Annotated in this window: 10 protein-coding genes, 2 rRNA genes and 1 other RNA gene; 6 read left to right on the top strand and 7 right to left on the bottom strand. The window is 35.7% G+C overall.

Annotated elements, in window-relative coordinates; translation table 11 throughout:
* Positions 1 to 179: 179 nt before the first annotated feature.
* The 5 genes from E0F76_RS19725 to E0F76_RS13510 all read left to right on the top strand — a co-directional run bounded on the left by E0F76_RS19725 (position 180) and on the right by E0F76_RS13510 (position 6,689).
* Complete coding sequence (locus E0F76_RS19725; RefSeq protein ID WP_246022064.1) at positions 180 to 338, top strand: peptide-methionine (R)-S-oxide reductase; 159 nt, start codon at positions 180 to 182, stop codon at positions 336 to 338.
* A gap of 293 nt (positions 339 to 631) precedes the next feature.
* The gene (locus E0F76_RS13525; protein WP_132007044.1) at positions 632 to 1,036 is read left to right on the top strand and encodes a hypothetical protein; all 405 of its coding nucleotides are present in this window, start codon (positions 632 to 634) and stop codon (positions 1,034 to 1,036) included.
* A gap of 152 nt (positions 1,037 to 1,188) precedes the next feature.
* Entirely contained in the window at positions 1,189 to 4,284 is a 3,096-nt protein-coding gene (locus E0F76_RS13520) for an efflux RND transporter permease subunit (RefSeq protein ID WP_132007041.1), read from the top strand.
* A gap of 6 nt (positions 4,285 to 4,290) precedes the next feature.
* Positions 4,291 to 5,373 carry an efflux RND transporter periplasmic adaptor subunit gene (locus tag E0F76_RS13515; RefSeq protein ID WP_132007038.1) on the top strand — a complete coding sequence of 361 codons (1,083 nt, stop codon included), beginning with the start codon at positions 4,291 to 4,293 and terminating at the stop codon, positions 5,371 to 5,373.
* Positions 5,374 to 5,378: 5 nt separating this feature from the next.
* A complete protein-coding gene (locus E0F76_RS13510) occupies positions 5,379 to 6,689 on the top strand; it encodes a TolC family protein (protein ID WP_132007035.1) in 1,311 nt (436 codons plus the stop codon).
* A 195-nt stretch (positions 6,690 to 6,884) separates the two neighbouring features.
* Here E0F76_RS13510 and E0F76_RS19355 read toward each other — a convergent pair whose 3' ends face one another.
* The 4 genes from E0F76_RS19355 to E0F76_RS13495 form a co-directional block, all read right to left on the bottom strand.
* Positions 6,885 to 7,049: a hypothetical protein gene (locus E0F76_RS19355; RefSeq protein ID WP_165932707.1), complete on the bottom strand. Its 165-nt coding sequence runs from the start codon at positions 7,047 to 7,049 to the stop codon at positions 6,885 to 6,887.
* A 266-nt stretch (positions 7,050 to 7,315) separates the two neighbouring features.
* Entirely contained in the window at positions 7,316 to 9,355 is a 2,040-nt protein-coding gene (locus E0F76_RS13505) for a protein-disulfide reductase DsbD family protein (RefSeq protein WP_132007031.1), read from the bottom strand.
* Positions 9,352 to 10,662: a tRNA lysidine(34) synthetase TilS gene (gene tilS / locus E0F76_RS13500; protein WP_132007028.1), complete on the bottom strand. Its 1,311-nt coding sequence runs from the start codon at positions 10,660 to 10,662 to the stop codon at positions 9,352 to 9,354. Before tilS ends, E0F76_RS13505 begins: the two co-directional genes overlap by 4 nt.
* Positions 10,663 to 10,731: 69 nt before the next feature.
* Positions 10,732 to 12,018 (bottom strand): anthranilate synthase component I family protein, encoded by a 1,287-nt coding sequence (locus E0F76_RS13495; RefSeq protein ID WP_132007025.1) that lies wholly within the window; start codon positions 12,016 to 12,018, stop codon positions 10,732 to 10,734.
* Between the two features lie 95 nt (positions 12,019 to 12,113).
* Here E0F76_RS13495 and E0F76_RS13490 point away from each other — a divergent pair, with 95 nt between their 5' ends.
* A complete protein-coding gene (locus E0F76_RS13490; protein WP_132007022.1) occupies positions 12,114 to 12,491 on the top strand; it encodes a DoxX family protein in 378 nt (125 codons plus the stop codon).
* 104 nt (positions 12,492 to 12,595) lie between these two features.
* Here the strand turns inward: E0F76_RS13490 and rnpB are convergent.
* From rnpB to E0F76_RS13475, 3 genes are all read right to left on the bottom strand, one after another.
* An RNA gene (rnpB, locus tag E0F76_RS13485) (RNase P RNA component class A) lies at positions 12,596 to 12,908 on the bottom strand.
* 179 nt (positions 12,909 to 13,087) lie between these two features.
* A 5S ribosomal RNA gene (gene rrf / locus E0F76_RS13480) occupies positions 13,088 to 13,197 on the bottom strand.
* A 178-nt stretch (positions 13,198 to 13,375) separates the two neighbouring features.
* Positions 13,376 to 13,539: ribosomal RNA gene (locus E0F76_RS13475) — 23S ribosomal RNA — on the bottom strand; the annotation flags it as partial.

Genomic DNA, 13,539 nt, shown 5'->3' with positions numbered 1-13,539 from the left:
AAAAGACTTAATCGAAAATCAAAACTACATTTTGCGTAAAAAGGAACTGAACGACCTTTCCAAAATGAATTTAATGATAATCATAAAAAAGTCAATTATTCTTGTGCGGGATGTAATTACCGCTGTTTTATTCCGGAAGGGACTGGCCACGTTTTTATGCTCCAATTAATAATAACAGAGTGATAGAAATAGTTGATAAAAGCCTAGGATTGGTTCGTGGTGAAATTATCTGCGAACGCTGTTGTCATTTAGGTCATCTTTTTGACGATGGACCTAATCCAACAAGGTTGCGTTATTGTATGAATTCATCAGCGAAGTTCTTTCAAAAAATAAATTAAGGAATACTGATTTATATTCTTTTTCAAATGAAACCCACATCTAAAAATATTTTTCTTCCGAAGAAATGAATCAAGAAGTTTGCTTAGGTTGCCAACCAAAATATAAGTGCATTTTTGGAAGAATTAAAAGCTTTTAAGATCACAATCTGAGTCGATGTAAATGTCAAGATCATTTTTTATAACTCCTTACTCTGCAATAAGATTTGATAAGAAAAAATATGTGGACATATCGTTAGTATAGATAGTACAACTATTGCTTTTCTATCCAGACAATTTTTGGTAGATTTGTCACAATGCAAAAAGAAAAGTCCATACTATTACTTTTTTTGATGGGAATAATTCTATTTCCGTGGCAATTAATTTGTTTGGCACATCCATTAGGCGAACATGACCATGCGGGAGATTCGGATCATAAAAAAATTTCAAATTGCGAATTAAGAAGACAATACACGGGTGAACAATCCGTTATTTGGCCACCAATGCATTGCAAACATGAGGTTTTGAAATCAGCAAAGTTTCAACAACCACAAATTGACTGCCTAATTTTATCCGTTAGTCCTTTTGTCGTAATTACTTCTAATTATGAATTTACTTTCAATTCAAAAGCAATAAAACCTCATTTATTTCTTGAAGAACCCAATTGCCGTTCGGCAAGCATCATTTCAGACCATCCGCATCGCGGCCCCCCTTTAGTTTAATCCCCTTTCTGACAGATTGCAATAGCTTTTATTCGCTTTCAATCAAGAAAGGCGTACTTGTTTATGCCTGTTTCAGTAGTGTTTTACTATTGTTTACAGCGTACTATGCTATGGCATTTATCAAAAACAATTTTTAAACTAAAGCACAAATAATGATTAAAACATCTTTCAAAAACCCCTATTTGGTACTGGTCTTTTCCATTATCGTAGCGGTAATTGCCGGGGTACTTATCCCACGAATGCCTGTGGACATACTGCCACAATTTAAAAAATCGGCGATGCAAATTATTACCCTTTATCCGGGAATGCCAGCCGAAGTAGTCGAAAAAGACATCACCAGTCGCATGGAGCGCTGGACTGGTCAGTCGCCCGGAATTGAAAAACAACTCTCCAAAAGTATTATGGGAGTGAGTGTTGTTACCAATTTCTACGGAGAAGATGTTGAGCCCGCCGAAGCAATGGCAAATACCTCCTCCTATGCAGTAAGCGATATGTATTATCAGCCACCGGGAACAATGCCTCCAATGATTCAGCCTTTCGATCCTACGGCTTCAAAACCATTGATGTTACTCACCGTAAGCAGTGATGTAAAAAGCGGAAAAGAATTGTACGATGTAGCCTATTTGAACTTGCGCCAGATGTTAAGCGGGGTAGAAGGTATTGTTGCTCCTGCGGCTTACGGAGGTTCCTTGCGTATGATTTATGTGTATGTTGATCCTTTAAAAATGGAAGCTTTGGGAATTTCTCAAACAGAAGTTTCGGATGCTATTCAAAAAAACACGACCATGATTCCATCGGGAATTGCCCAAATAGGAACTATAAGTTACGGTGTAGATGCCAAAGGACTTATCGTAGATGTAAAAGATTTTGACGACATCGTAATTACTCACAAAAACGGGAAACCTATCTTTATTAAGGACATTGGACAAACCAAAGATGCCAGTGCGATCCAAACCAACATTGCCCGAGTAGACGGGAAACAGCAAGTGTATTTACCTATTTTTAAACGTCCGGGAGCCAATACGATTGCGGCCGTAGAGGCCGTAAAAGCTGCTTTGCCAAGTTTGAAAGAAAGAATGCCAAAGGATGTAAAATTGAACGTGATTTTTGACCAATCTTCTTATGTGAAAAATGCAATTTCTGGTCTGGAAAATGCGGGTTTAGGCGGATTAATTTTAGTGGTGATTATTTTGGTCTTATTTTTAGGAAACTTTAAATCGGCACTGATTGTCGCTATCAGCTTACCACTTTCAGTCTTGTTTGCCTTTATTGTGCTGTCTATTTCGGGACAAGCCATTAACAGCATCACCTTGGGCGGATTGGCTTTGGTATTGGGACTTCTCGTAGATAATTCCATAGTAGTATTAGAAAATATAGACAAACATTTAAAAATGGGTAAAAGTTCTTTTGCAGCAGCCAAGGATGCCGCACTAGAAGTTGCAAACCCAGTATTGGCTTCTACTTTGGTAATTATAGTCGTCTTTTTTCCGGTGTTTTTTTTAACAGGAATAACAAAGTTTCTTTTTTCGCCCTTAGCCATAACCGTTGCCGGAGCTATGATTGGTTCTTACCTATTTGCCCTAACGCTAATTCCCTTGATGGCGGCTTTTTTCTTTAGAAATCAATTGCCAAAATCAGATGAAAAGCCAAAGAAAAACTTCTTGGGAAAATTTCAACGCTATATTGATCGGTTGGGAGGAAAATATCAAAATAGTTTACCCACAGTTCTGAAATTTAGAGTACCAATTTTAGCGATAACAATCGTGCTTTTTATGCTATCTATTTTTATACTAAAAAACACTGGATACGAATTATTTCCGCAATCTGATGTGGGGCAAATGGAAATTATGGTGCGTATGGAATCCGGTACAACCCTACAAAACACCAATGCCACGATTGCCAAAATGGAGCAGGTTATTCGAAAGGAAACGGCTGATGATTTGGAACAAATTATTGGAAATGTAGGTGTATTCTATGACTTGCCTGCGGCTTATACGCCAAATTCAGGAACACAAGATGCTTTTATTGGTGTACAACTTAAAGAAAGTCATCAAACGAGTACGTTTGAATATGCTCGTCGCTTGCGAAAATTGTTTCACGAAAAATTTCCTGGAGTAGAAGTCAGTTTTAATACAGGCGGCATGATTACGGCCGCTTTGAACGAAGGAAAACCAGCTCCAATAGACATTCAGGTGAAAGGGAACGACTTAAAAGTTTTACGCCAATTGGCCGAAAATATCAGGGATACCGTTGCGGCACTTTCTGCCACCAGAGACGTGCGGGTGTTGCAGCGATTGGATCAGCCAGCCAAAAATATTGATATTGATCGAATAAAAGCAGCATCGTTAGGTATTGAACCCGTTGATGCGATTAAAAACATGGTTTCAGCCTTAAATTCATCTGTTACTTTCAACAAATCTTTTTGGATTGATGAACGCAACGGAAACCACTACTATGTTGGAGTTACCTATCCGGAGAGTGAAATAAATAATCAATTTGTGCTGGAAAACGTAGGTGTTGGAAGCAGTTTGCAAGATAAAACTATTCCGTTTCGCAATTTTGCTAAAATTACCGATGGCTCAAACCCTGTGGAAATCAATCATCATAAGCTTAGCCGAGAATTTAATGTTTACGCCAATGTAGAAGGAAAGGATGTAGGAAGCGTTTCAGATGAAATCCAGGAAATCATCAGCAATATGCAAGTTCCTTCAGGTTATGAAATTAATTTTCAGGGGGAAGTTGCTATTATTAAAGAGTCGTTTAGCGGTTTAGGAATGGGATTGGCACTGGCAGTTATACTAGCTTTTTTGATCATTACGCCACTTTTCAGATCGTTTAGAAAACCGTTGATTATCATTCTGAGCTTTCCTTTCGGGATTATCGGGGTAGCTTTTTTAATGTGGATTACAGGAACTTATATGAGCATTCAAGCCATCATGGGAATTATTATGATGGTGGGAATTTCAGTTTCGTACGGAAACATTTTGGTAGATCGAATCAATGCATTATTAATAGAAGGCAAATCAAAACAAGAAGCCATCATCGAAGGATCTTCAGACCGTTTTAGACCAGTATTGATGACCGCTTCGACCACTATTTTAGGATTGTTGCCAACAGCTTTAGCAACCAACCCCGGTTCAGAGGCTAATGTCCCATTGGCCATTGTAGTCATTGGCGGAACATTTATGGCGATGCTGATCACGCTTTACATTATCCCTATATTTTATTCACTTATCGCAAAAAAATAAAAATTCATGAAATCATTATTAAATATAAAACAAGGAATCTTTCTGTTATTAGTTGGATTCTTATTTTCAGCCTGCAAAAATGAAAATCAAGTTAAGAATAATCCAAATAAAAAATCAGATAACGCGCAGACAGTCGCAGTAGAGTTGCCCAAAAATAGATCGTTTACTGCAGAGGTTCTAATCACAGGAACAGCAAAACCCAATCAAGTGGTCACCATTTATGCTATGGAAAGTGGGGTTTTGTCCCGTATTTCAAAAGATATTGGTGACAAAGTTTCAAAAGGAGAAACGATTGCTGTATTAAAAAACCCGTTATTAATGCAACAGCAAATAAAGTTAATAGCCGAATTCGAGGCAAAAAAAACAACTTATAATCGCTTAAAATCTGTTTTTGAGAAAACCCCGGCCTTAACGCCAATCCAGTTTGTTGAAAATGCCGAGGCCGATTTCGTAGTTTCAAAAGCAAGTTTAAATGCCATCGAAAACAGGATTTCGTTTCTAACAATAAAAGCGCCTTTTTCAGGAATCATCAGCAAGCGTTTTGTGGATAATGGCGCAATGTTGCAAAACGGATTAGAAGAATCGAACCCCAAAGCCATTGTTGAAATTCAGGAAGTAAATCCTGTTAGGCTCAGTCTTCCGGTTCCAGAATCAGATGCTGTTGCCATAAAAACCGGTGTTGCTGTGCAGGTTACTTTTCCAGAATTGTCAGGTGAAATCTACAAGGCTACTATTAGCAGAAGCTCGGGAGTACTTGATAGTGGCTCCGGTACGATGCAGGTTGAAATAGATATTGACAACAGCAAAGGGAAAATAATCACAGGAATGTATGCTAAAGTCTTGCTTCGTCTTCAAAGTAGGGAGAATATTTTATCATTGCCCATTGTTGCCAAAGTAAATTATAAGAATGAAGTATTTGTATTAGTGGTAGAAAACAATGTAGTCAAACGTATTCCTGTTAAAATGGGATTGTCAGATACCGAATATTTTGAGGTTATAAATGCCGAAATCACTCCAAAAACGCAGGTTATTACTAATGGAAAAGGATTGGTTAATGAAGGACAAATTGTTGCACCTATTTTAAAATAAAAAGAATGAAAATAACGAAAAGAAACTTTATAAAACCAATGCAACAGCTCTTAGGAGTTATGGTCATGGTTGTACTTTCTTGCCCGACACATGCGCAAGAACGATTCCCAATCGATTTGGAAACGGTCATGCAATTGTCAGGTGCAAATAGCCTTACCGTTCAAGAGTATCTGTTAAAACACGAACTGGCAGTTGCTGAACAAGCCAAAGCCAAAGAGTGGTGGTTGCCCAATCTTTATGCCGGATTTACGACTCATTACTTAAGCGGTGCCGCTATGAATACCGATGGCAGAATATTTACTGATGTTGAACAAAATAACCTTTGGGCTGGATTAGGGATCAGTGCCGAAATAGATTTTAGCAAAGGCATTTACCAGACTTTGGCAGCCAAACAAAAAGTACAGGCAGCCGACTATTTTAGTATTGCCGAAAAAAACAAAGCAATACTTCAGTCTATTGAAGTGTATTTTGATATGCAAAACGAGCAATTGAAATATATTTCCTTGCAACGATTAGTGAGTCAGGCCGATACTTTGTCGCAACAATTGAAAATTCAGGTTGATGCCGGATTGCGTTATCAATCGGAATATTTATTGGCAAACAGCAACTTCAATCATTTAAAAATTGAAATGTTTCAGGCAAAATTAGGATGGTATAAAAAATCAGCATTGCTGTCGAATCTTTTAAATTTGGAACAACAAACGCAGCTGATCAGTACCGAAACCAACTTGGTTCCCTTCGAATTAACTCCTTCATTAGCGGAAGAAAAAACGATTGAAACGCATCCTCAATATTTAGGATTACAATCGGAACTACATGCATTGCAAACCGAAAATAAGACAGTAAATCAAGGATTGTTGTTGCCAAAGCTCCGAATCGGTGCTGATAACGGTGCTTTTGGGAGGTACTCGGATAATTTGCACACAACCTATCAGGTCAACGTTTCCTTGCTTTGGAATATTCCGTTTGGGCGATTTTCATACCAGGGCGATATTAAAAAAGGGAAAGCGAGAATTGATTTGCAAGAAAATAAAGTATCGCAATTTAAAAATCAGTATCAGCAGGAAATTGTCGTGGCAACTACCGAAATTCAAATGGCAGAAGAGCAAATTTCCGTTGCAAAACAAGCATTGGCCTTTTCAATCGAAGCCGTAAATCAAAGTATTGAACGCCAAAAAATAGGTACGGCAAAACCCTTTGAAGTCTATCAGGCACAGCAATTTAATCTGCAGGCACAACTGGATTATTTAAAAATTATTTCTGATTTTAATAAAGCACAATACGCTTTGAAAGTGGCAAAAGGAGATAATTTATAGACCTAAAAAAAAGTGCGATTTCTCAATCGCACTTTTTATGAATTAATACCCAATGAAACTAAAACTATTTTGGTAAATTTTTACCAAATCCTCTCTCGAAATGGCAAAATAAAACACATTGATAGTAGTAACGGACAGTCATATAAGGGAATTAATTCAATTTAGTTCCCTTTTTTTATTGACTTCCGTAAATCATTATTTGTATTTTTCGATTACAACTAGCGCCATTTCATAAATATATTTGACTTCATAAGTAGGAATATCCGAAAGGGAATACAACGATTGGCCTTCACGCATTATAAAACCACTTTGCAGCCCGGCATTTATTGCTCCGGCTAAAATCTTATCTGTGTGCTGCAATCATGATCATATTTTGCGGTTGCTGACTTAATTTAGTTGCGTCCCATTTATAAGTTTCTGGGTCTGGTTTGTATTTTTTAAGGGTATCGATACTTAAAGCAAGTTCAAATATATCTGTCAGATTTAAATTAATTAGTTGAAAAACTCGTTTTTTGACACAGATTCCACAGATTTTCACAGATTTATTAAAAAAATCATAAATCATAGAAAAACAGCTTTGTAATTGTAGCTGTTTATCTTAGATAAAATAGCAATACCTACTTTATTTATTTTTTAAATTTTGAGATCCCTACTTTTAACCAACTTTCAAATTCATCAACATTAACATAACTAATTGTTGGTTTTGTTACATTCAAAGAATTTCCTTTTAAATCTGTTAATACATACAAAGGTTGGGTGTTTGTTTTATAAGTCGTAATCATAAAATCCGTCCATTTATCACCAATTGTTACAATTTCTGAATCGGTAGATTTAGAAACAAATTGCTCGTTTTTTGGCAAATCACGTTTATCATCAACATATAAGGATATCAGTACCACTTCGTTTTTCAAAATGGACAAAACTTTTGGGGCCGACCAAACATTATTTTCCATTTTACGACAATTTACACAAGCAAAACCTGTGAAATCGAGCATTATAGGTTTGTTCACTATTTTGGCGTAAGCCATTCCTTTATCATAATCATCGAAAACTACAATTTGATGTGGTCCTAATTTTGCACCTTCCGGCAATTTATCAGTTGCAACACTTACACCCGAACCCCCAAATCCTAATGGGCTTTCACTATACTCCATAGGTGGTGGGAAAGCATTTATTAATTTTAAAGGCGCTCCCCAAAGTCCCGGAATCATATAAATGGTAAAGGATAAAACAACTATTCCTAAAGACAACCTACCTACTGAAATATGAGCTATTGGACTATCATGTGGCAAAGTAATTTTTCCAAATAAATAAAACGCTAATGTTCCAAAAATGGCTATCCAAATCGCCAAGAAAACTTCTCTTTCTAATAAATGCAATTGTAAGACTAAATCCGCATTGGATAAAAACTTAAAAGCTAATGCTAATTCAAGAAATCCTAAAACTACTTTTACCGTGTTGAGCCATCCTCCTGATTTTGGTAACGATTGCAACCATCCCGGAAACATAGCAAATAACATAAAGGGTAAAGCTAAGGCTAATGAAAAACCGAACATTCCGATTACTGGCGCTATTCCACCCTTAGAAGCAGCTTCGACTAAAAGGGTTCCAACTATGGGTCCTGTGCATGAAAAGGAAACAATAGCTAATGCTAAAGCCATGAATAAAATTCCAATTACTCCTCCTCTATCGGCTTGGCTATCTACTTTATTAGACCAAGAATTAGGCAACATAATTTCGAATGCTCCCAGAAACGAGAATGCAAAAACAACTAATAATAGAAAGAAAATAATATTAAACCACACATTAGTAGAAAGTGCATTTAAAGCATCGGCTCCAAAAATCCAAGTGACCAAAAGACCTAATAATACATATATTAAGATGATTGCAACCCCATAAATAATAGCATTTCTAATTCCGGCTGCTCTTGTTTTGCTTTGTTTTGTAAAAAAACTTACCGTCATAGGTATCATTGGAAAAACACAAGGCGTAAGCAAAGCCGCAAATCCTGAAAGGAATGCAATAAAAAAGATGGACCATAATCCGCGTTGCGATTCGGTTTTATTTTCTGCAGGAACAGCTTTTTCAGGCACTGCTTCCATGGAATAGCTCGTTCCTAAACTTGGTGCCAATGAATCTACTTTGGCAGTGTCAATTTCAGCAGGAATTACAATAGTTTTTTCAACGGCTGCAACTTTTGGTGTTGCAGCAGCACTAGTAGGAATTTCAAAACTGAATTTCTTTTCTTGATTAATACAAACTTCTTTGCACACTTGATAGTTTAAAGAAACTTCAACTTTTGTGTTTTTGGAATTTACAATTGCAATCTCTTGTTGAATTTGTGCTTTCTTCTCGAAATAAGTTTCATTCACTTCAAAAACATCATTGTAAGCTGTTTTTGTTTTACTTTCTTTGGCTTTGCCCACTAAAGTATAATTCCCTTTTTGGTTCTTGAAAACGACTTCGAGTGCCAATGGACCTCCATCTGGAGTAAACTGGGAATACAAATGCCAATCAGCTTCAATAACACCTTTAAATGTCAATATATAATTAGTTTCTGATTTTTTCTCTATACTAGTTGTCCATTTTACTGGATCTAATAATTGTGCATGTCCATTGACAAAAGCCAAAATTGCCACCAATAAAAAAATAATATTTTTCTTCATTCTAATTTTATTTGTAAAATAGTTGATGTTGTATTCTTAATTTTAAATCGTTCGTCTTGGCGTAAACCAACAACCCAAATGATTTTATTTTCGGAACATAAAAGCCAGATTTTTTCTTTTTCTATCAAAGACAATTTTTCGTCCTTAAAATATTTACTTATTTTTTTTGACTGACCCTCCATCCCAAATGGTTGAAAACTATCACCTTTTTGCCATTTACGTAATCGTAATGGATAAACAAGTTCATCTTCATCAACAAAGATAGCTTTATTTGAACCTAAGCTAATGTCAGCTACTTTGCAAAAGGAGAGATTTAAGGGAAATTTAACTTCTATTTGGTCTTTTTCGATGCTATATACTCTCTGTTCTAATTCAAGATTAAAAGAGCTCAAAATTAATAAATCTCTATCTTTTAACAATCTGTACTTAGTAGAAAACACTTGTTTTCCTGACTGTCCATCAACCAAGTTATATATATCTTGCCAGGCCATAAAACCATATTCATTGAGCCATTGATACAAATAAGAAGTGTAATTGGGCAATCGTTTCAATTGATTTAAATCAAAAAAAACCTGATCATCTTTTTCTTTTGCAACCTGCTGGTAGACCATAATCGATGCATCTTCGACTTGTGTTTGGGCTTCTTGTAAAAAAGCTTGCGTTTTTTGAAAAGTAGAAAGAAAATCCGAATTCAAATCCTTCAATAGGGGAACTAGATGATGTCTGATTTTATTTCGTAAATATTTATCCGATGCATTACTACTATCTTCTCTCCATGAAATAGTATTTTCTATAGCATACGACTCAATTTCTAGACGAGAAAAAATCATTAGCGGACGAATGACACTGCCATTTATAGCAGGAATTCCTGTCAAACCATCCAAACCTGTTCCTCGAACGAGATTGATTAGAAATGTTTCAATATTATCATCGGCGTGATGCGCTGTTAGTATATAATCGAATGCTTCATTTTCTAAAAGCTCATAAAACCAGCTGTAACGCAAATCGCGAGCAGCCACTTGCGTCGAAACTTTATAATCTTCGGCAAAAGCTTTAGTATCAAATTGGGTGATAAATATTGGAATTTTATTTGCTCTAGCATATTCATTTACAAAATTTTGATCTTCAAAACTTTCTACACCACGAAGTTGAAAATTACAATGGGCAATTGCAATAGTAAAAGACATCTTATGCAGTAAATGCACCATCACCATGCTATCCAGACCACCGCTGGTAGCCAGTAGTAATTTTTTATTCTTAAGAAAATCGAAATTTTGAGCAATATGAATTTGGAGTTTTTCTAGCATTTTCAAATTTAGTTATTTCAACTGAATTAGTACAAAATATTAATTATAAACCAAATTTATGATTATACATTAACTCAATACTTCAAGCATTGCTTTTGCTTTGAGTAAACATTCTTCATATTCATTTTCAGGAATAGATAGCGAAGTTATGGCGCTACCAACCGAAAAAGAAATGTATTTATTTTTTTGATTGTATAAAATACTTCTAATAACCACATTAAAATCAAAATCACCATTAGGAGTAAAATAACCTACTGCTCCACTATATAAACCTCGTTTAGTCTCTTCTAATTCTTCGATAATTTTCATAACTGAAACCTTTGGTGTGCCGGTCATACTTCCCATTGGAAACGAAGCTTTTATTGCATCTACAACAGTGTATTGACTGTCGAGTTTTGCTGTTATTGTAGAAATCATTTGATGTACTTGTTCGAAAGAATAAATACCACATAATTCTTCTACATTTACAGATCCTTTTTGAGCAGTTTTTGATAAATCATTTCTAACCAAGTCCGATATCATAATATTTTCCGAACGTTCTTTAGGATCCAAAGCCAATTTGTTTTTAGACTTTTCATCATCGAAAGCATCAATAAATCGTTTTGCCGTTCCTTTTATAGGTTGAGAAATAAGATTTTCTCCTTCTTTTTTTAAATAGCGTTCTGGAGAAGCAGAAAGTAAAAATTGAGTGTTGTTTTTAAGATACACTGCAAAAGGTGATTTCGAAATTTCATTGAGTTTTATGAATTTATCTAATGGATTAATGATTGCATTTTCAGCAAAAAATTCCATACAAAAATTAGCTTCATAAATATCTCCTCGATGAATATAATCTAATATTTTAGAAGCTTTTTCAAGATATTTTTCTTTAGATATTCGCTGCTTTATATCAATTGTAGAAGACCGAATACTAAGTACTGAACACTCAGTACTTATTTTCTCAAAATCCTCCTCTATTTCATCATCACACATCCTAAGATATTGAATCTCGAGTTCATTTCCTTTTAATAAAAACAGTTTTTTAGGCTGAAAGAAAAATAAATCAGAAAACTGTAACCCATCAAAATTTGCAGAATTTAATGCTTCAATATCATTTTTCAAATCATAAGACAAATAACCAAAAAGCCAATCTTTATTCTTTTGCTGGTATTGTTTTAAATCTTCGAAGGCATTAAAACAATCGGTTTTTATGGTTGTAAATGCATCAATTGCAAGAATACAATCATAACTGGAATACTTTTGTGGATAATCGTTGCTGTCCATGAAAATTACTTCCCGATAATGATGTGCCCATGATAATAATAGTTGTTTGAACTGGCTCGGATTTTGGATCCTTTTTATTATTGATGTTCTCAAAAGAATAATTTTATTAAAAAAAACAAAAATACGATAAATTATATTGAGATTTTTCCTTATATTTATGATACTATTAACCTTTAAAACAGTATGCTATGAAATATGCTACATTATTTATTCGAATTACAATCGGCATTGTATTTCTTGTGACCTCTATTGGCTTCTTTTTGAAGTTGTTTCCCCAACCAACATTTGAAGGTGATTTCAAGGCATTTCAATTAGGTCTAGTAGCTTCCTCTTATTTGATGCCATTAGCAAAATCAGTAGAATTAATTTGCGGACTCTCTTTTATTACTGGCCGCTATGTAACCCTCGCGAATATCCTTATTTTTCCTGTAACCATTAATATTGTTTTTATTAATTTTTTCTTAACTCCACAAGGAATTCCATTCGCTTTATTTGTGTTTTTTGGAAACCTATTTTTGATCTTTTCTCATTGGGAAAATTACAAAAGTCTGTTTAAAGCCAAATAATTTAAACCCACAGATTTGCAGATTACATATTTCCATTTAAAATTTAATCTAATTTGCAAATCTGGGATAAAATTGCAGCTTTCAAAGATGCTTTAACTAATTTTAAAAAATGCAGACCTATAAGCCGGATTCTGTCTCCGATAAATCGGAGCCTTATCATTTATCTAGGCACGTAATTACTCACGCACTCCATCTTTCTACCCTTCGACAACGGGCGAGAACCCTTAAATGCCGATATACTTGAAATTTCACCGCATAGAGTTTACCTGGTTTCACTACAGCATTACCTGTACATACTTTCTGTTGCACTTGTCCTAATCCCGATATTGGAACCGACGGGCGTTACCCGCTATGCTTCTCTGTGGTGTCCGGACTTTCCTCCCATACCAACGCATGGACGATAAGGTGGTCTGCATTGCAAATTTAGTACTTTTAATATGGTTTCCTATTGTTAGGTCTTTAGTTTAACATCTTTTTACTATCCTTTTTCAACTTTTCCGCTTGATCCAAGAAATGCGACGAACCGAGCCCTTAGGTGAACAGGGCATACCAATAAAAAAAAGAACCCCAACCTTTTCAGGTTGGGGTTCAATAAAGAAAGGCGACGACATACTCTCCCACATAACTGCAGTACCATCTGCGCAGGCGGGCTTAACTACTCTGTTCGGGATGGGAAGAGGTGAGCCCCGCCGCAATAACCACCTTAAGGCTATTTGTCGTAAAGTTTCAATGTCTAATGTCTTAATGTMCCTAGGACACTTTCGACTTTTGACTTTTGACTTTCAGACTGTCCGCGCGGCGGACAAATATCTTAACATACTGAGATAAAGAAAAAAGTATTGAATTAGAAAGTTTCTTCCCTGAGTTGCCCCAGGGAAAAGGGTGTACATAAGCTTACGGATTATTAGTACTACTCGACTATGACATTACTGCCTTTACATCTATAGCCTATCAACGTGGTCATCTCCCACGATCCTTAAAAGAAATCTCATCTTGTGGTGGGTTTCGCGCTTATATGCTTTCAGCGCTTATCCCTTCCAAACGTAGC

This window comes from Flavobacterium cellulosilyticum, assembly GCF_004349355.1.
GTDB lineage: Bacteria > Bacteroidota > Bacteroidia > Flavobacteriales > Flavobacteriaceae > Flavobacterium > Flavobacterium cellulosilyticum.
This window is presented reverse-complemented; position numbering and strand designations above follow the sequence as displayed.